Genomic DNA, 19,053 nt, shown 5'->3' on the forward strand with positions numbered 1-19,053 from the left:
AGGACCGCATGGGTTCGGCGCCGCCCTGGCCGACGTCAGAGGTCCTTCAGGACGCGATCAAGTGCCGACCGGCCGATGGGCCCCCAGTTCGGCTTTCCGCCGGGCAGCCCGCGATCCCCGTTCTGGCCCATCAGCATCAGAAACAGGCATTTCATGGCGGCCAGCCCACGCGCCCGCCGGAAAGTCGCCTCGTCCACCTGGGCGTACCGGTCGAAGAACCGCGAGGCACCTCCGTCGGGCAGCAGCAACCACGCGGCCCCGAGGTCCCACGCCGGATCGCCGGCGAACAGTGCGCCGAAGTCGACGATGCCGGCGAGCGTGCCGTCGGCGACGACGACGTTCGCGGGATGCAGGTCACCGTGCACCCACACCCGTGGTCCCGGCCATTCGGGGGTCGCCGCCGCGTCGTCCCACACGCCCCGGATGTCACCCTCGACCGGGCCGAAGCCGAAGGCATCGAGGTCCACGGCCCCGATGAAGCGTTCGAAACCGTCCCGGGCGTCCCTGGGGTGGGTGCCGAAGTCGGAGGCCCCCGGCGCCTCCGGCGGCGCCGGCACGTGCAACGCCTCGAGGAACGCCGCCAGCGTGTCGGCCGCGTGATCGCCGCGGGTGATCGTCGTACCGTCCAGGGGAATGCCGTGGACCCAGGTCATGACCGTCCACATCTTGGGGAAACGCTCACCGGGCGTACCGCTGCGGACCGGAGCCGGGATGGGAAGCGGCAGGCGGGCGGCCAGCCCGGGCAACCACCGGCGCTCCTTGAGCTGCGGATCGGGACTCCTGTCCATGCGCTGCATCCGGATGACCAGGTCGTCTCCGAGGCGCCACATCTGGTTCCCCCAGCCACCCGCCACCTCACGGATGGGCCGATCGGCCAGGTCCGGGTGTTGCTCCCGCAGCAGGGCACGGACCAGATCCTCGTCAACCTCGATCACGGCAAGCTACGGTACGCGAACCGCACGACCCCTCCGGCGCACATCTTCTGGGGGCGGCGCTGTAACCGGAAAACGCGCGCGGGCCCGGCCCCGCGCGCGGCGGGACCGGGACGGCGGCGGAGGGCGTCAGGAGGGGTAGGACCAGTCGTGGACCTCGGGCATGTCTTCCAGGTGCTCGACCACGTATTGCTCGTGGCGCGCCAGCTGCGACTCGCACCACTGCTTGAGCTCGGTGGCGCCCTGCGGCAGGCGGCGGGCGTTGTTGATGGCGTCCATCACCAGGTGGTAGCGCGACGCCTTGTTGCGCACCGTCATGTCGAACGGGGTCGTGGTGGTGCCCTGCTCGATGAAGCCGCGCACCCGGAACCGGTCGGCGTCGGGCCGGCCGTGGACCAGCTGGTGGACCGCGCCCGGGTAACCGTGGAAGGCGAACACCACGTCGACCGTGTCGGTGAACAGCTCGGTGAACAGGGTCTCGCTCATGCCGTGGGGGTGGTCCTTGGGGCGCACGAGCGCCATCAGGTCGACCACGTTGACGACCCGGACCCGCATGCCGGGCAGCCGGTCGCGCAGGATCTGCGCGGCCGCGACGGTCTCCATGGTCACGACGTCACCGGCGCAGGCCAGGATGATGTCGGGGTCGGAGGCGCCGTCGTCGGTGCCGGCCCAGTTCCAGATGCCGGCGCCGCGGGCGCAGTGTTCCAGGGCCTCGTCCATGGTCAGCCACTGCAGTTGCGGCTGCTTGTCGATGACGATCAGGTTGATGTAGGACCGGGACCGGAAGCAGTGGTCGGCCACCGACAGCAGGCAGTTCGCGTCGGGTGGGAGGTAGACCCGGCTGACCGTGCCGCGCTGGGTCAGCACATTCTGGATCAGGCCGGGGCCCTGGTGGCTGAACCCGTTGTGGTCGTTGCGCCACGCCGTCGAGGTGAGCAGCACGTTGAGGCTGGGCACCTTGGCCCGCCACGGCAGGTGGTCGGCCTCTTCCAGCCACTTGCCGTGCTGGATGGTCTGGGACGCGCTGACCATGGCGAACGCTTCGTAGGTGGCGAACAGGCCGTGCCGGCCGGTCAGGTTGTAGCCCTCGAGCCAGCCGTGGCAGTTGTGCTCGGACAGCACCTCCATGACCCGCCCGGACGGGCCGATCGCCACGTCGCCCGGGCCGACCCGTTCCATGAAGGCGCGGTCGGACACCTCGAACACCGCGCCGAGCCGGTTGCTGTTGGTCTCGTCGGGCGAGAACAGCCGGAACCGGTCGGGGTTGTCGCGGTAGATGTCGCGCAGGAACTCGCCGAGCTTGCGGGTCGACTCGGCCCGCACGGTGGCCGGCGCCGGGACGTCGATCGCGTAGTCGCGGAAGTCGGGCAGGTCGAGCTCGCGGGTCAGCACCCCGCCGTTGGCGTGCGGGTTGGCGCTCATCCGCAGGTCGCCCGACGGGTCTTGTTCGCGCAGCAACGCCACCGGCGCGCCCGCGGAGTCGAACAGTTCCTCCGGCCGGTACGACTTGAGCCACTTCTCCAGGAGCGCCAGGTGCGCCGGGTTGTCGCGGACACCCGACAGCGGCACCTGGTGGGCCCGGAACGTGCCGGTGACCTCGACGCCGTCGACCTCGGCGGGGCCGGTCCAGCCCTTCGGGGTGCGCAGCACGATCAGCGGCCAGGTCGGGCGGGTGCCGTCCCACTCCCCCTCGCGGGCCGACTTCTGGATCGTGCGGATGCGGCCCCACGCTTCGGCCAGGGCGGCCGCGAACCGGTGGTGCATGCCGGGCACGTCGTCGCCCTCGACCTCGATCACCTCGTAGCCGTGACCGCTGAGCAGGGCCCGGACCTCGGCCGGGTCTTTGCGGCCGAGCACGGTCGGCCCGGAGATCTTGGCGCCGTTGAGGTGCAGGATCGGCAGCACGGCGCCGTCGTGAGCCGGGTTGAGGAACGACACGCCCTTCCACGAGCCCTCGAGCGGGCCCGTCTCGGCCTCACCGTCGCCCACCACCGCGATCGCGAGCAGGTCGGGGTTGTCGAGGACGGCGCCGAACGCGTGGACCAGCACATAACCCAGCTCGCCGCCCTCGTGGATGGAGCCCGGGGTGGTCACCGAGACGTGGCTGGGGATGCCGCCGGGGCTGGAGAACTGGCGGAACAGCTTGCGCATGCCCGGCTCGTCGAGGGTGACGTCGGGGTAGATCTCGCTGTAGGTGCCTTCGAGATAGCCGGCGGCGACCAGGGCCGGACCGCCGTGGCCGGGGCCGGTCAGATAGATCGCGTCCTGCCCGGTGTGGCGGATCAGCCGGGACACGTGGGCGTAGACGAACGACAGGCCGGGGCTGGTGCCCCAGTGTCCGAGCAGCCGGGGCTTGATGTGTTCGGCCTTCAACGGCTCGCGCAGCAGCGGGTTCGCCTGCAGGTAGATCTGGCCGATGGTCAGATAGTTGGCAGCCCGCCACCAGGCGTCGAGCCGGGCCAGGTCGGCCTCGTCGAGCGTGGGCAGCAGATCGGAGACAGCCGTAGTCACCTTGCTCGTCCCTTCACACATCCGGTCGTTGGCATTGAAGCTATGGCCTACCCCGAAGCAGCCAATAGAGTCTTTGGTACCGGGTCGAAGTGACTTTCGCGTGTCACTGAACCGACAAGCCCGGTCCATCCGTTCCCCCTGTCGTGCCAGAGACCACGGACGGCCCGCCAGCCGTCGCCAGCCGCCGCGCCCGCATCGCCGAAGTGTTCCGGAAGCCGAAGGTCCAGCTCGCGCTGACCATCACGGCGGCCGTCCTGCTCTTCGCGGCGCTGATCTTCCCGAACGTCCTGTCCCGCCTGACCCCGCTGGGATTCCTCCGCATCCCGGTCGAGGGCGCGGTGATCCTGGGTCTGCTGGCCGTGCTCCCGAAGAAGGCGCTCAAACCGTTCGCGATCCTCGCCGGCACGGTCGTCGGCCTGCTGGTGATCGAGAAGTGCCTGGACATGGGCTTCTTCGAAGAGCTCAACCGCCCGTTCGACCCGGTCCTCGACTGGGTGCTGTTCGACGACGCGTTCAGCTTCGCCGTCGACTCGTACGGCCGCCCGGCCTCGATCGCGGCTGCCGCGGGCGTCATCCTCCTGGTCGTCGCCATCCTGGCCCTCACCAGCTGGTCGGTCCTGCGTGTGGGCGCCCTGGTCGCCCGGCACAAGAAAAAAGCAGCACTCACGGCGGGTGGCATGGCCGTGGCCTGGGGCCTGGCCTTCTCGCTCGGTCTCACCTTCACCGGCGCCGTCCCGATCGCCGCCCGCAGCACGTCCACCTACGCGTGGGACCGCGCCCACCAGGCCCGCGCTGGCCTGCGCGACGGCGCCAACTTCCGCCAGGAGGTGCAGCAGGACGCGTTCCAGACCGTCCCGGCCGCGCAGATGCTGACCGGGCTGAAGGGCAAGGACGTCATCTTCACCTTCGTCGAGAGCTACGGCCGCAGCGCTGTCGAGGGTGACGCGCTCTCCCCGATCACCCGGCCCGTGCTCGACGGGGGCGCGGCCGAGCTGCAGCAGGCCGGGTTCGCGGCCCGCAGCGGCTGGCTGACCTCGCCCACGTTCGGCGGCGGCAGCTGGCTGGCCCACGCCACCTTCGAGTCCGGGCTGTGGATCAACAACGAGCAGCGTTACCGCAATCTGGTCTCCAGCAACCGGCTCACCCTGACCCGCGCGTTCAAGAACAAGCAGTACCGCACGGTCAGCGTCATGCCGGGTGCCACCCGGGCCTGGCCCGAGGGCAACTTCTACGGGTACGACACCGTGTGGGACTCGCGCAACCTCGGCTATCAGGGCCCCAAGTTCAGCTGGTCGCCGATGCCCGACCAGTACACGTTGAAGCAGCTCAACACCATCGAGTACAAGAAGCCCGGCCGGGGCCCGCTGATGATCGAGATGCCGCTGGTCTCCAGCCACACGCCGTGGGCGCCGATCCCCGACTACCTGCCCGACTGGAACTCCGTCGGCGACGGCTCGATCTACACCACCATGGAGGCGGCCGGGCAGAAGCCCAAGGCGCTGTGGGCCGAGCCCAAGAAGGTCCGCGCCGAGTACGGCAAGTCGATCGTCTACTCGCTCACCTCGCTGATCAACTGGATCAAGCTGTACGGCGACGACAACCTGGTCATGGTGTTCCTCGGCGACCACCAGCCGTCCCCGATCGCGGCCGGCGCCGGAGCCAGCCACGACGTGCCGATCACGGTCGTCGCCAAGGACCCGAAGGTTCTCGACCGGATCGCCGGCTGGGGCTGGGCCGAGGGGCTGCGCCCGAAGACCGACACCCCGGTGTGGCCGATGAGCGACTTCCGCGACAAGTTCCTGACCGCGTTCGGCGAGCAGACCCCCGCGTCATAACGGAAGGCGAGCAGACACCGCCCGTACGGAAGGCGAGCAGACACAGTCCGTACGGAAGAAGAGCCACCCCAGTCCGTACGGAATCGGTGGCAGGCACTCCCGTACGGGAAGGAATTGTTGGTAGCGTCTCGCCATGCCGACGGATTCCGGAGTTGATCGCGCCCGACTCGCCGCCCTGGCCGCCCGCGAGCGCGCCACCTTCGCCGAGCGGCGGCCCCGGTCGGCCGCCGCCCACCAGCGCGCCGACCACCTGTTCGGGCGCGTGCCGATGACGTGGATGAACAAGACCGCCGCGGGCTTCCCGATCTCGTTCGAGACCGCCCGCGGCAACCGGATCACCGACGTCGACGGCATCGAATACCTGGACTTCTGCCTCGGCGACACCGGCGCCATGGCCGGCCACTCCCCCGCGCCGGTCGTCGAGGCGGTCACCCGCCGGCTGGGCGACCTCGGCGGCGCCACCACCATGCTGCCCACCGAGGACGCGGCCGCCGTCGGCGCCGAACTGGCCCGGCGCTTCGGCCTGCCCTACTGGAGCTTCGCCCTGACCGCGACCGACGCCAACCGCTGGGCCATCCGCCTGCTGCGCGCCGTCACCGGCCGGCCGAAGATCCTGGTCAACAGCTACTGCTACCACGGCTCGGTCGACGAGACGCTGATCGTGGTCGGGCCGGACGGGCGCGGGCAGAGCCGCGAGGGCAACGTCGGCGCACCCACCGACGTGACCGTCACCAGCCGGGTCGCCGAGTTCAACGACCTCGAGGGCCTGGAACGCGAACTGGCCCACGGCGACGTCGCGGCCGTGCTGATGGAACCGGCCCTGACCAACATCGGCATCGTGCTGCCCGAACCCGGCTACCTGGCCGGGGTGCGCGAGCTGACCCGGAAACACGGCACTTACCTGATCAACGACGAGACCCACACGTTCTCGGCCGGGCCGGGCGGCGCCACCGCGGCCTGGGGCCTGCAACCCGACGTGCTCACCATCGGCAAGGCCATCGCCGGGGGCATCCCGATCGGCGCGTACGGGCTCAGCGCCGAACTCGCCGGCACACTTCTCGGCCGTACGGACCTCGACCTGGTCGACATGGGCGGCGTCGGCGGCACCCTGGCCGGCAACCCGGTGTCGGCCGTGGCCGCCCGCGCCTGCCTCGAACAGGTGCTCACCGAAGCCGCGTTCGAGCAGATGACCGCCACCGCCACCGTCTTCGCCACCGGCATCCGCAAGATCATTGAGACGTACGGGCTCCCGTGGTCGGTCAGTCAGCTGGGCGCACGCGTCGAGTACCGGTTCGCCGACCCCGCCCCGCGCAACGGCACCGCATCGGCCGCCGCCGCCGACGCCGAACTCGAGGACTTCCTGCACACCTACCTGGCCAACCGCGGGATCTTGCTCACCCCGTTCCACAACATGGCCCTGATGGCGCCCCAGACGACCGTCGCCGACGTGGAACGCCACCACTCCGTCTTCGCCGACGCGTTGTCGGAGCTCACGGCCTGAGGTCGGGCGGCTCCACCACGGCGCATCGGCAACCCCCGATGCCCCTCCGGCCAGGGTCGGGGTTTCGCGATACGGGCATAAAGAGGTCAGATCACTCCGTAGCCTGACATCATGGGTCTGTTCTCAAAGCGGGTGGAGCTCGAACCCACACCCCAGCGCACTCCGCCACGCGACGTCGAAGCACTCGAGGAACTGGTCAACAACCTCGAGAGCGTCACCGACGAGGCCAGCAGCTGGCGCATCTACGCCTCCACCAACCAGGAGTTCTACAACCTGGACTACGTGGCCATCTGGCTGGTCGACAACGGCAACGCCCGCCTCGAGTACGAGGTCGGCCGGATCACCTCGGCCATCGCCGGCACCTCCGGCCAGGCCAACCTCGTGCAACAAGCCATCCGCACCGGCCACGCCGTCTATGCGGGCGAGGCCGCCACCGGCAGCGGCGACACGAGGCTGGCGGCCGCCGTGCGCGCGGGCGCCAAGGCCGGCGTCGCGGTCCCGATCACCACCGCCCACCGGGTCTCGGCGGTGATGGAGTACTACACGCCGGTCGAGGTGTCCCCCGACGCCGCCCTGATCAGCAAGTGGGGCGCCATCGCCCGGGTCGCCGAGCAGGCCCGCGTCGCCGCCCTCACCGCCTACTACACCCGGCAGGTCTCCGACGACCGGCTCGCCGTCACCAACGTCGTGGCCGCCCTCGGGCACACCAGCGACTCCTCGGTCGCGCTGCGGGCCGCCCTCGACGCCGTCCGCACCGCCTTCCACTGGGCCTACGGGTCGTACTGGCAGATCGACGAGGCCGAGAACGTGCTGCGCTTCTCGGTCGAGTCGGGCAACGCCGGCGAGGAATTCAAGAAGGTCACCCTGGCCGCCACCTTCGCCGAGGGCGTCGGCCTCTCCGGACGCGCCTGGCGGGCCCGCGACCTGGTCTTCGTCCGCGACATCGGCAAACTCACCGACTGCGTGCGCGCCCCCGCCGCCCAGCGCGCCGGCGTCCGCTCCGGGGTCTGCTTCCCGATCTCCAGCGGCGACCGCATCATCGGCACGATGGACTTCTTCACCACCGAGTTCGTCGACCTGTCCGAGTCGCGGATGGACGCCCTGCGCAACGTGCAGCAACTCGTCTCGCAGCGCCTCGACGTGGTGCGCGGCGCCGAGACCGCCGCCAGCAACGCCCGCGCCCTGCTCGACACGGTCTCGCGGCTGCGCACGGCCACCGCCGACGCCAGCCGGGTCGCGGAGGAGGCGGTCGGGCGGGCCTCGGACATGACCGGCGACGTGTCCGCGCTCAACGACGCGTCGGCGGCGATCGGTGACGTCATCCAGATCATCTCGTCCATCGCCGACCAGACCAACCTGCTCGCCCTCAACGCGACCATCGAGGCGGCCCGGGCCGGCGAGATCGGCAAGGGGTTCGCGGTCGTGGCCGGCGAGGTCAAAGAATTGGCCCGGGAGACCGCGGACGCCACCAAGAAGGTGTCCGAGCAGATCGCCGCCCTGCAGTCCAGCGCCGAGTCGGTGGCGGGCGGGATCCGCAGCACCAGCGACACCATCGCGCAGCTCGACGCCGTCCAGGCCCGCATCACCGACGTGCTCGAGGAGCAGGCCATGATGGCGCACGCGTTCGAACACTGAGCCTGTACGCGGAATGGGCGGCCCCTGATCGAGGGGCCGCCCATTCTCCGTACGGGATCAGTAGCGGAAGCGCGAGACCAGCGCCTGCAGCTGACTGGCCGTGGTCGCCAGGTCGTCGGCCGCGTGCCGGGTCGCCCCGACCGACTCGGTCGTCCGCTGCGTCGCCTGCGACACCCCGCCGATCGTGGCCGCGATCTCGCCCGCGCCCGACGCCGCCTCCGACAGCGTGCGGTTCATCTCCTGCGTCGTCGCGGTCTGCTCCTCCACCGCCGAGGCGATGGTCATCTGGATGCCGTTGATCCGCTCGATGATCGCCGAGATCTCGCCGATCGCGGTCACCGCGTTGCCGGTGTCGCCCTGGATGGCCTGCACCCGCCGCGAGATGTCCTCGGTGGCCTTGGCCGTCTCCTGGGCCAGGTCCTTGACCTCACCGGCGACAACCGCGAAGCCCTTGCCCGACTCCCCGGCCCGCGCCGCCTCGATCGTGGCGTTCAGCGCCAGCAGGTTCGTCTGCTCGGCGATCGCCGTGATCGTCTTGATCACCTCGGCGATCTCGCTGGACGAGTCACCCAGCCGCGCGACGATCGCGTTGGTGGCCGAGGCGACCTCGACCGCCTGCACCGCGACCTCGGACGCCTCGGTGGTGGACAGGCTGATGTCCCGGATCGCCGAACCCATCTCCTGCGAACCGGACGAGACCACCTGCAGGTTGTTCGACACCACGTCGGCCGCGGCGGCCACCGAACCGGCCTGCGACGACGCCTCGGAAGCGGCCGCGTCGACCGCACCCGAGACGGAACTGAGCTCACCGGACGCGGCGTGCAGGGTGTTCGCGTTGCCGGCCAGTGTCACGACGTCCTGGCGGAGGCGGGCCACGGCCTTGTCCAGCGCGGCCGCCATCCGGCCCACCTCGTCGTGCGAGGTCACGCCCGACGTACGGGTCAGGTCACCGTCGGCCAGCCCCTCGGCGACCCGGCCCACCTCGCGCACCGAACCCCGCACCCGGCTCGCCACCCGGAACCCGAGCAGCAGGCTCGCCAGCACGCCCACCGCCAGCAGGCCGGAGACCAGCCAGGTGGCGGCCGTGGTGTCCCGCTCGGACCGGGCGATCGACTCCTCGCCCAGGGCCTTGGCCCGCTCGAGCAGCGCGTTCTGGTCGGCGTTGAGGGCGCCGTAGAGCTTCTCGTACGTCTCGACGGCCGCCGCCAGCTGGGCCGGGGTCGCCTTGGTGAGGTCGGTGCCGATGAAAGCCAGGTAGGCGTCCCAGTCCGTACGGGCCTTGGCCGCGGCCGAACTGCCGGTGGCGTCGCCGGCAAACGCGGCGTCCAGCTCGTCCAGCGCGGTGTTGATGGCGGCCCGGTTGGCCTCCATGTTCTTGCGGATGCCGTCGGCCAGCGTCGGGTAGAGGCGCAGGCTGGAGTTGTTGCCGCTGAAGGCCTCGATGTTCTTGGCGAACGACCCGGCCGCCGCCTCCAGCACAAGGGTCTTGCGCTGCGCGGCGGCGGTGTCGTTGTTCTGCCCGTGCAGGGTCGCGATGGACACGCCACCCACGATGAGCCCGCTGACGGTGCCCACCAGAACCGCCGACCCGATCTTCGTCCGCAGCGAACGGTCGTCGAATGCCCCTACCAGTCCCATGCCCGTTGCCTCTCCTGTCCTGATGTGCGAAGACGCAGATCGGCACCGGCAACCCCGGAGTTGAGAGGTTGCGGCACGGTTGCCACAAAAGCGTTCCGGATCAAGCTAATCGCGCCGGGCGGCCGCCGGGCCCGCCTTGAGCGCATCCGGGACTCCTGTGACGGATGGGCCCGCTGAGCCGCCTTCCGAGCCCGTCCCGGCGGCCGTTCGCTGGGTGCCGCTCGAAAAACTGACCCTCTTGAGCTGAGTGCCGCTCGAAAAACTCACGCTCTTGGCCCGTGCACTGTTCGTGGCCCGTTGCACCGCTCGACCGCCCGCGGCTGTGCACGGCTCGTGGTCGGAGAACCGCTCGTGGCTCTTGCGCCGCTCGACCGCCCGCGGCTGTGCACGGCTCGTGGTCCGAGTACCGCTCGCCTCACACACACCTTCTTCAGCTTCCTAGGAGGCTAGGCACCTTCTGATCACCGAAGAACTGGAGAACTGGAACTGGAGAACTGGAACTGGAGAACTGGAACTGGAGAACTGGAGCTGGAGAACTGGAGCTGGAGAACTGGAGCTGGAGAACTGGAGGCTGAGTTGGAGCAGCGGCGACCGCCTGACTCCGTACGGGAAACGGGGTTGTCAGACACCGCACGAAAAGGAGCCGACAGAGCTGCGAAGAGCCGAACGGTGACGTCGAAGTAGCGGCGACCGCGTGACTCCGTACGGGAAACGGGGTTGTCAGACACCGCAGGAAAAGGAGCCGCCAGAGCCAGGAAGCGCCGAACGGTGACGTCGAAGCAGCGGCGGCCGCGTGACCTCGTACGGGAAACGGGGTTGTCTTGTGCCGCGCGGAAGAGAGCCGTCAGCGCCGGGAAGCCGCGGGCGCCGAGTGGAACGGGCGGAACTCGGCCAGAGGACCGTGCAGGCGGTCGGCGTGCACGGTGAGCAGCGGCCGCGCACCCATGCCCAGGGCCTTCATCCGCTCGGCCATCGGGTGGTCCCCCAGCCGTACACGGAAGGCGCCGCGACCCAGACGCACGCCGGACAGACGCATCGGGACCTCGCCCCGCAACAGGACGCCGGCCTGGGCGCCGTGTTCCAGATAGGACCAGGCGGGCAGCGCGGACCGCAGGGCGAACGGCAACCGGAACCGGCCGTGGCGGAACGACGCGCGCATGACCTCGTCGGAGCGGTCGTGCACCACCACGTCGGTCTCCATCGGCGAGAACCGCAGGTCGGCGTCCATCAGCCACTTCGGCAGCGCCCAGAAGTCCTGTCCCGCCTCGCGGGTGAACGCGCCGGTCACCGGCAGGTCGACGAAGTGCAGGCCGGGCGGGCCGGACGGACCGCGGACGAGCAGGCCGACCCCGACCTCGTCGTACGACTTGAGCGCCCACTCGTCGTAGTGCACGCACATGAGAACGCCGATCGCCCGCCCGAAGAGCGAGAACGGGCGCAACGGGCGGCCGCCGAGGACCGCGCGGGCCGAGGCCACCGGCGTGGTGAAGACAGCCGAGGTCAAACGGGCCGACGTGATCTCGACCGGGAGGGTGACCGTCTCGCCCTGGATGGTCCACACACCGTCACCCGCACGCTCCGCCATGGGCCGACCCTACCCGGCGCAGGGTGGCCGGGCCGAGCGCGAAGTGATAGGGCTTCGATATGTCGATGACGACAGTGGGCGTGCTGCACGAGACCGCCGGCCGTGAACGCCGGGTCGCGCTGACCCCCGACGGCGTGACCCGGTTGCGGCGGCTGGGCGTGCGGGTGCTGGTCGAGACGGGCGCGGGACGCCACGCCTGGTTCGACGACGCCGGCTATGCCGCGGCCGGCGCCGAGATCGGGGCCCGGTCCCAGGTGTACGACGAGAGCGACGTCCTGCTGGTGGTGCGGCCACCGGACGACATCGCCGCGCTGCCGGCGGGCCGGGTGCTGATCGGGATGCTCGATCCGCTCGGCGACCCCGCGCTGGCCGAGGCGCTGGCCGCGCAGGGCGTCACCGCGATCAGCCTCGACCTGCTCCCCCGTACGCTCAGCCGGGCCCAGCCGATGGACGCGCTGACCTCCCAGGCCAATGTGGCCGGTTACAAGGCGGCGTTGCTGGCCGCCGAGGCGTACGGGGGCTTCTTCCCGATGCTCGTCACCGCGGCCGGCACCAGCCGTCCGGCCCAGGTGCTCGTGCTGGGGGCCGGAGTGGCCGGGCTGCAGGCGATCGCCACCGCGCGCCGGCTCGGGGCCCTCGTCTCGGGCTACGACGTGCGGGAAGCGGCGCAGGCCGACATCGCGTCGACCGGCGCGTCCGTGCTGCGGCTGGCCGGCGCCGGTCAGAACGGCGGCGACGGCTATGCGCGCGGGCTGGCCGAGGAGGAGGCGGCGGCCCAATTGTCGGCGCTGGCCGCGGCGATCCCCCGGTTCGACGTGGTGATCACGACCGCGAAGGTGCCCGGCGGCCGTGCTCCTCTGCTGGTGTCGGAGGACGCGTTGCGGGCCATGCGGCCGGGCTCGGTGGTGCTCGACCTGGGCGGCGGCAACGTGGCCGGTTCGGCCGCCGACACCCGGACGGTCACCGAACACGGCGTGACGGTGATCGGCGCGCCCAATCTGTCCGCCACTGTGCCGGTCGCGGCGTCCACGGCGTACGGGAGAAATGTCGTCGCACTCGTAAGCACTTTGATGCCCGAAGGGCGTCTTCATATTGACGGCGCCGATGAGGTGCAGGCGGCAGTGCTGGTCTGCCGTGACGGCGCCGTGGTGCATCCCCGGTTGCGCGAGATCGAAAGGGAGATCCGATGAGCCCGCTGCTGCTGGCCGATCTGACCGTCTTCACGCTCGGCCTGCTCGTCGGCTTCGAGGTGATCAGCAAGGTGCCGGCCACCCTGCACACGCCGCTGATGTCCGGCGCCAACGCGATCCACGGCGTCGTGCTGGTCGGGGTCATGCTGCTGGCCGCCTCGATCTCCACCCCGGCCGGTTATGCGCTGCTGGCCGTAGCCGCGTTCTTCGCCGCGATGAACGTGGCCGGCGGCTATGTGGTGACCGACCGCATGCTCGCGATGTTCCGGAGCCGGTCATGAGCGGCTTCGACACCGTCGTCCACCTGATCTACCTGCTGTGCGCGACGGCTTTCGTGATCGGGCTGCACCTGATGAACGCGCCCGCCACGGCCCGCCGGGGCAACCAGGTCTCCGCCGCCGGCATGGGCGTCGCGATCCTGACCACCCTCGCCGTACTGATCAAAGGCGGACAGGTCGACCCATGGGCGGCCTGGGCCCTGGGCCTCGGCGCGACCGGCGGCACCGCGGCCGGTCTGATCGCAGCACGCGTCGTCCGGATGACCGCCATGCCCCAACTCGTCAGCCTGTTCAACGCCGTCGGCGGCGGCGCGGCGGCCCTGATCGCACTCGGCGAACGCCCGGCCTCGACCCAGGCCGAAGTCACCGGCGTGCTCGACGTGCTCATCGGCGCGCTCACGTTCAGCGGCTCGCTGATCGCCTCGGGCAAACTCGCCGGGCGGGTTCCGGGGCGGCCCATCGTGGTCCCGTACGGGCGTCTGATCTCGATCGGGCTCGCGGCGGTCGCGGCCGTGACGGCGGTGCTGGTGGTCGGCTTCGACGGCGGCATCCTGGCGCTGTCCGGGGCGGCGGTGGCTGCCCTGGCGGCCGGGGTGCTGCTCACCCTGCCGATCGGCGGGGCCGACATGCCCGTCGTCATCTCCCTGCTCAACGCCTGCACCGGCACCGCCGTGGCGATGGCCGGGTTCGTCCTCGAGAGCACGCCGCTGATCATCGCGGGCGCGCTGGTCGGAGCGGCCGGCGCGATCCTGACCAAGCTCATGGCCGACGCCATGAACCGGCCGATCAGCGCGATCATCGCGGGTGGCTACGGCACGGGCGACGCGGTTGCGGTCGCGGTGGGGGCCGGGTCCGCGGCCGTACGCGAGATCACCGCCGACGACGCCGCGATCCAACTCGCGTACGCGGCAAAGGTCATGATCGTGCCGGGCTACGGACTCGCCGCCGCCCAGGCCCAGCACGAGGCGGTGGCGCTGGCCCAGGCCCTGACCTCGCACGGGGTCGAGGTGTCCTACGCGATCCATCCGGTCGCCGGGCGTATGCCGGGGCACATGAACGTGCTGCTGGCCGAGGCCAACGCGCCCTACGAGCAGCTTCAAGACCTCGAAGAGAGCAACCCCGCCTTCCCCCGTACGGACGTGGCCCTCGTCATCGGTGCGAACGACGTGACCAACCCGGCGGCGCGACGACCCGGCAACCCGGTCTCGGGCATGCCGATCCTCGACGTCGACCTGGCCCGCAGCGTCATCGTGATCAAGCGGTCGCTCGGGCACGGATACGCCGGGATCGACAACGAGCTCTACACCGACCCGCGGACGGCGATGCTGTTCGCGGACGCCAAGGCGGGGCTCAACGCGCTGCTCGCGGGCGTCTCGGCGTACGCGAAATGATCGCCGCCTTGACTAAGCAAGATCCAATTGGGACTCTCGGTGGCGGATCGCTCACCCTCCGCCGCCCCGGGAGTGTCGCAGTGCAGAGTCCGCAGATCGCCGCCCTGCTCGAAGACCCGGCCGGCCTGCCCGACTGGTGGCTGCGTGTCACCGAGACCGGCGGCCCGCTCGTCGAACCGTGGCGGGACGACTCGCGGCTGGTCACCTTCCTGTGGCGGGGCTCGGCGCGCAGCACGCGGGTGTGGTGGGGTCTCGACGTGCCGCTGGAACGGATGCCCGGCAACGACCTCTGGTATGCGACCCGGGTGATGCCCTCCGACCTGCACACCGTCTACTGCCTGGTGCATGACGGCGCCGAGGAGTTGCCGCGCGACGCCTCCGGGCGCGGCAAGAGTCACGTCGACGCCACCAACCCCGCGCGCTACCGCTTCGTGCCCGACCCGCACGACCCCGACGACCACGACGCGTGGGTGTCGGTGCTGGCCCTGCCCGACGCGCCACCCGAACCCTGGCTGGCCCCGCGGCCGGGAGTGTCGCCGGGAACGCTGACTCCTGAACGCCTCGACCCGCTCGGCCGTGAGGTGGTCGTCTACAAACCCGCGGGCGTGCCGACGGCCGGGCTGCCGGTGCTGGTCGTGTTTGACGGGTGGGTCGCGCGGGAGGTGCAGCGCATCCCGACGATCCTCGACAACCTGATCGCCGCCGGGGAGATCCCGCCGCTGGTGGCGCTGTTCGTCACCAGCCTCACGGCCGACCGCGACGAGGAGTTGTCGCCGGCGTCGGCCATCCGCGAGTTCGTGACCGGTGAGCTGCTGCCGTGGGCCCGGACGACGCTGGGGGCCGGGCTCGACGCGCGGGCCAACATGATCGCCGGCGCCTCGCGAGGGGGCCTGACGGCGGCGTACATCGGGCTGACCGCACCCGACAGCTTCGGCGCGGTGATCTCGCAGTCGGGCAGCTTCTGGTGGCCCAGCGAGGCGCCCGGGCAGCTGGTGCGCGAGGTGGCTCAGCGGCCGGTGGCCGACGTGCGGTTCTACATGGACGTGGGGATCTTCGAGACCTACCCGGCGCCGGGCGGGGTGCCGTCCCAGGTCGACATGAACCGGGCGATGCGCGACGCGTTGCGCAAGCGGGGATACTCGGTGGCGTACGCGGAATACTCCGGCGGCCATGATTACGTGAACTGGCGGCGCACGTTCGCCGACGGCTTGATCGCGGTCGCGGGGGTGCGGGCGTGAGCGCGGCCGCGACGCTTGGGGAGTTGTGGGCGGTCTGGGCCTCGTACGGGTCCCGGCTGAGCGCGGAGCAGTGGGAGGCGCCCACCCGGCTGGAGCCGTGGACCGTGCGGGCGCTGTTCGCACACACCGCGCAGTGGCCGCGATGGCTGGCATATGTCGCCACGCAGACCCGCGACACGCCCCCATCCCACCCGCGGGCGGCCGATCTGCTGCGAGCGTTCAACGCGCCCGACGGTGTTGCCACGCTCAACCGCGGGCAGACCGCCGACCGGGCCGTCGACGACGCGACCAAGCTCACCGTCGAGCAGATGACCGCCGCCTTCGCCGAGGTGGGGCCGCCCGCGCTCGAGGCCGCCGGCAAGCTGGGCGACACCGTGGTCAACTATCTCGGCACGGGCACGATGCCTATGCCGGAGGTGCTGGGCATCGGGATCGTGGAGGCGACCGTCCACTTGCTTGATCTCCAGCGGGCCCTGGGTGAGACGCCCGCGGTGCCGTCCGAGGGGCTCGCGCATACGGCCCGGGTGCTGGCCGAGATGGCGTCGCCGGTTGAGTTCGTCGAGGCGCTGACCGGCCGGGGAGAACTCGGCCCGGTCCTCACCTAGTCAGCGCTAGGACGGCGACGCCGGCGAAGACCAGGGTGGCGCCGAGGGCGGTCCGGAGGGTGGGGCGGGACTCGCGGGTGTGGGCCGACAACCAGGACAGGGCGATCACGAAGAGGATGCCGGTCTCGCGCAGGGCCGCGACCGCGGGGACCTGGGCCGCGGTGACCAGGGCGAGCGCGGCCAGGGTGAGGACGTGGGCGGCGATCGAGCCGAGGCCGATGACGAATGTGATCGGCCGGACCTCGGCCCGGAGCGCGTCGGCGCCCCGCCGCGACGGTCGGGCGGTGCCGGCAGCAGCCGTCCCGGGACCGGAACCAGCAGCGTCCACCCCAGGGCCGGCAGCAACCGTGCCGGGACCGGAACCAGCGGCGTCCAGCCCAGGGCCGGCAGCAGCCGTCCCCAAAGCGGAACCAGCAGCGTCCACACCGGGGCCGGCAGCAGCCGTCCCCAAAGCGGAACCAGCAGCGTCCGCTCCGGGGCGGGCAGCGCCGGGATTTGTTGGCGGGTGGATGAGCAGGCGGAGCGTGACCGTGCCGATGACGAGCGGGGCCATCGACAGCCAGAGGTAGGTGCTCGGGTCGGTGTGCTTCAGGCCGAGCGAGGCCACGTAGGTGTAGCAGGTCAGCGACACCGCCACGGGGGCGGCGGCCAGCACCGAACGGCTGCTCGCGCCCGAGGCCGTGACGAAGATGCCCATGCTGATGACCAGGACGCCGAGGCCGGCCCGGGCGGGCACGGCGTCGCCGGCGGCCAGGGTCACCAGCAGCACCAGGACGGGGGCGAGGCCGCGGGCGACCGGGTAGGCGGCGTGCACCGGCACCCGGGCGTAGGCGACGTTGAGCAACAGGAAGTAAGTGACCGAGAAGCACGCCGAGACGGCCAGGTAGCCCCACGCGGCGTCGTCCACCCGCCAGCGGACGAGAGCCAACGGTGTCAGGGCGAGCCAGCCGAGCGCGTTGCTGACGATCCCGGCGTCGAAGCCCTTGGGCGCGGCCCGGCCGAGCAGCACGTTCCACAATGCGTGGAGCAGGGCGGACGAAAGGATCAACACGAGGGCGAGCGCCGGGAGCCCCATGCTGCCCAGTCTGGCCGGGCCGTAAAGGGGTTTCTGTCGGGAATCCGCCTCACTAGGGTGGTGGCCGTGGAGATCCTTCCGGGCGGCATCAACGAGGTTGTCAAGATCGGCGATTCCGTACGCCGCCCGGCCGGGCCGTGGTCCCCTCAAGTTCACGCGCTGCTGCGGCATCTGACCGCGGCCGGTTTCACGGGCGCGCCGGAGTTCCGGTCGGCTGCCGGCGGTCACGAGGTGCTGTCGTTCCTGCCCGGCGAGGTGTCCCAGGATCCGCGCCGGTTCACCCAGGCCCTCGTCTCGGCGGCGGGCCTGCTGCGCGACTATCACGACGCCACGGCCTCGTACGCCGTCTCGGCCCCGCACGACGGCTGGCAGGTTCCCGCGCGGCAACCGGTCGAGGTCATCTGTCACGGCGACTACGCCCCGTACAACTGTGCCCTCGACGGTTCCCGGGTCGTGGGCGTGTTCGACTTCGACTTCGCCCACCCCGGGCCCCGCATGTGGGACGTGGCCTATGCCGTCTACCGCTGGGTTCCGATGACCGTTCCCACCGACACCGAGGTCTACGGGACCACGGAGTCGCAGGCCCGGCTCCTCCGGACCTTCTGCGACGTGTACGGCCTGGACCGACCCTGGCGTGCCGCCCTCGTGGACGCCGTGGCCGCCCGCCTGCACGCCATGGTCGACCTCATGCGCACGCAGGCCGCCTCCGGTCACGCCGCGTTCGCGAGTCACATCGCCGAGGGGCACCACACCCTCTATCTGAACGACGCCGACTACGTCCTCGCGTCCCGGGCCACCTTCGAGCGGCACCTGCTGGCGGCCTGACCCGGATGTCGTTGCCACTGTTGTTCCTCGATGTGGACGGCACGCTGATCCCGTTCCGGGCCCGCTGGCCCGCCGCACCGGGCGCCACACGTGGGTCGTCCGCCGTGCGCGCGTCGCACAGCGCGCAGGGGTCGCACGCGGGGTCGGGCGGGTCGCACGCGGGGTCGGGCGGGTCGCACGCGGGGTCGGGCGGGTCGCACGCGGGGTCGGGCGGGTCGCACGCGGGGTCGGGCGGGTCGCACGCGGGGCCGGGCAGGTTGGGCGAGTCTGATGCGGGGTCGGGCGGCGCGGACGCCTCGTCGGGCAATCCGCTGCTGGGGCGCCTCGACCCGGACGACGGGCGGCGGCTGCTCGCGCTCGGGTGTGCCCCGGTGTGGGCGACCACCTGGATGGCCGAGGCCAACGAGGAGATCGCGCCGCGCCTCGGGCTGCCCGAACTACCGGTCGTGCCGTGGCCGGACGAGGACGACGTACCGGCGCCGGGTCTGCATTGGAAGACCGCTTCCCTCGTACGCTTTGCCGCCGCCCGCCCGTTCGCCTGGCTCGACGACGAGATCACCGACGCCGACCGCCGGTGGGTCTCCGGCCACCACCCCGGGCCCGCGTTGCTGCGGCGTGTCGACCCCCTCGAAGGGGTCACCGAGGACGACTTCGCCGCCGTGGCGCGGTGGGTCGCGTCCGTTTCGCCACCTACGGGTTAGGCGGATCGGCGCGCGTCGTCAGCCGACCTGCGGGCAAGGCGCAGTGGGACGGACGATCCCGCGGGTTGCGCGACCTCCATAGCGTGGGGTGGCGTCGTGGTTACGCGGCGTTC

The 19,053-nt window shown here is 71.1% G+C and carries 14 protein-coding genes and 1 pseudogene; 10 read left to right on the forward strand and 5 right to left on the reverse strand.

What is annotated here, in order from left to right:
• Positions 1-35: 35 nt before the first annotated feature.
• Both JIG36_RS13550 and JIG36_RS13555 read right to left on the reverse strand, forming a co-directional pair.
• A complete protein-coding gene (locus JIG36_RS13550) occupies positions 36-935 on the reverse strand; it encodes an aminoglycoside phosphotransferase family protein (protein WP_203376473.1) in 900 nt (299 codons plus the stop codon).
• 126 nt (positions 936-1,061) lie between these two features.
• Complete coding sequence (locus JIG36_RS13555; RefSeq protein ID WP_307872694.1) at positions 1,062-3,443, reverse strand: phosphoketolase family protein; 2,382 nt, start codon at positions 3,441-3,443, stop codon at positions 1,062-1,064.
• Between the two features lie 143 nt (positions 3,444-3,586).
• On the opposite strand from JIG36_RS13555, the gene JIG36_RS13560 reads away from it, so the two are divergent.
• From JIG36_RS13560 to JIG36_RS13570, 3 genes are all read left to right on the forward strand, one after another.
• Positions 3,587-5,278 (forward strand): sulfatase-like hydrolase/transferase, encoded by a 1,692-nt coding sequence (locus JIG36_RS13560; RefSeq protein ID WP_307872695.1) that lies wholly within the window; start codon positions 3,587-3,589, stop codon positions 5,276-5,278.
• Positions 5,279-5,411: 133 nt separating this feature from the next.
• A complete protein-coding gene (locus JIG36_RS13565) occupies positions 5,412-6,779 on the forward strand; it encodes a transaminase (protein WP_203376476.1) in 1,368 nt (455 codons plus the stop codon).
• 111 nt (positions 6,780-6,890) lie between these two features.
• Entirely contained in the window at positions 6,891-8,414 is a 1,524-nt protein-coding gene (locus JIG36_RS13570) for a methyl-accepting chemotaxis protein (RefSeq protein ID WP_203376478.1), read from the forward strand.
• A gap of 57 nt (positions 8,415-8,471) precedes the next feature.
• Here the strand turns inward: JIG36_RS13570 and JIG36_RS13575 are convergent, their stop codons facing one another.
• Positions 8,472-10,052, reverse strand: a complete 1,581-nt coding sequence (locus JIG36_RS13575) for a methyl-accepting chemotaxis protein (protein ID WP_203376480.1) — start codon at positions 10,050-10,052, stop codon at positions 8,472-8,474.
• Positions 10,053-10,896: 844 nt separating this feature from the next.
• Positions 10,897-11,637 carry an acetoacetate decarboxylase family protein gene (locus tag JIG36_RS13580; RefSeq protein ID WP_203376482.1) on the reverse strand — a complete coding sequence of 247 codons (741 nt, stop codon included), beginning with the start codon at positions 11,635-11,637 and terminating at the stop codon, positions 10,897-10,899.
• Positions 11,638-11,702: 65 nt separating this feature from the next.
• Here JIG36_RS13580 and JIG36_RS13585 point away from each other — a divergent pair, with 65 nt between their 5' ends.
• The 5 genes from JIG36_RS13585 to JIG36_RS13605 all read left to right on the forward strand — a co-directional run bounded on the left by JIG36_RS13585 (position 11,703) and on the right by JIG36_RS13605 (position 16,339).
• Positions 11,703-12,827, forward strand: a complete 1,125-nt coding sequence (locus JIG36_RS13585; RefSeq protein ID WP_203376484.1) for an NAD(P) transhydrogenase subunit alpha — start codon at positions 11,703-11,705, stop codon at positions 12,825-12,827.
• Positions 12,824-13,108 (forward strand): NAD(P) transhydrogenase subunit alpha part 2, encoded by a 285-nt coding sequence (locus JIG36_RS13590; RefSeq protein WP_203376212.1) that lies wholly within the window; start codon positions 12,824-12,826, stop codon positions 13,106-13,108. Before JIG36_RS13585 ends, JIG36_RS13590 begins: the two co-directional genes overlap by 4 nt.
• Positions 13,105-14,496 carry an NAD(P)(+) transhydrogenase (Re/Si-specific) subunit beta gene (locus JIG36_RS13595; RefSeq protein WP_203376486.1) on the forward strand — a complete coding sequence of 464 codons (1,392 nt, stop codon included), beginning with the start codon at positions 13,105-13,107 and terminating at the stop codon, positions 14,494-14,496. Before JIG36_RS13590 ends, JIG36_RS13595 begins: the two co-directional genes overlap by 4 nt.
• Positions 14,497-14,576: 80 nt before the next feature.
• Complete coding sequence (locus tag JIG36_RS13600) at positions 14,577-15,734, forward strand: alpha/beta hydrolase-fold protein (RefSeq protein ID WP_307872696.1); 1,158 nt, start codon at positions 14,577-14,579, stop codon at positions 15,732-15,734.
• Positions 15,731-16,339, forward strand: a complete 609-nt coding sequence (locus tag JIG36_RS13605) for a maleylpyruvate isomerase family mycothiol-dependent enzyme (protein WP_203376490.1) — start codon at positions 15,731-15,733, stop codon at positions 16,337-16,339. Before JIG36_RS13600 ends, JIG36_RS13605 begins: the two co-directional genes overlap by 4 nt.
• Here JIG36_RS13605 and JIG36_RS13610 read toward each other — a convergent pair.
• Entirely contained in the window at positions 16,332-17,414 is a 1,083-nt protein-coding gene (locus JIG36_RS13610) for a hypothetical protein (RefSeq protein ID WP_203376492.1), read from the reverse strand. The genes JIG36_RS13605 and JIG36_RS13610 overlap by 8 nt on opposite strands.
• 66 nt (positions 17,415-17,480) lie before the next feature.
• On the opposite strand from JIG36_RS13610, the gene JIG36_RS13615 reads away from it, so the two are divergent.
• Together JIG36_RS13615 and JIG36_RS51870 are read left to right on the forward strand one after the other, a co-directional pair.
• Positions 17,481-18,239: a phosphotransferase enzyme family protein gene (locus tag JIG36_RS13615; RefSeq protein WP_307872697.1), complete on the forward strand. Its 759-nt coding sequence runs from the start codon at positions 17,481-17,483 to the stop codon at positions 18,237-18,239.
• Between the two features lie 296 nt (positions 18,240-18,535).
• Positions 18,536-18,940, forward strand: a pseudogene (locus JIG36_RS51870) (hypothetical protein); the annotation flags it as partial.
• Positions 18,941-19,053: the final 113 nt, after the last annotated feature.

Origin of the sequence: Paractinoplanes ovalisporus (assembly GCF_016834655.1) — a bacterium.
GTDB classification, from domain to species: Bacteria; Actinomycetota; Actinomycetes; order Mycobacteriales; family Micromonosporaceae; genus Actinoplanes; species Actinoplanes ovalisporus.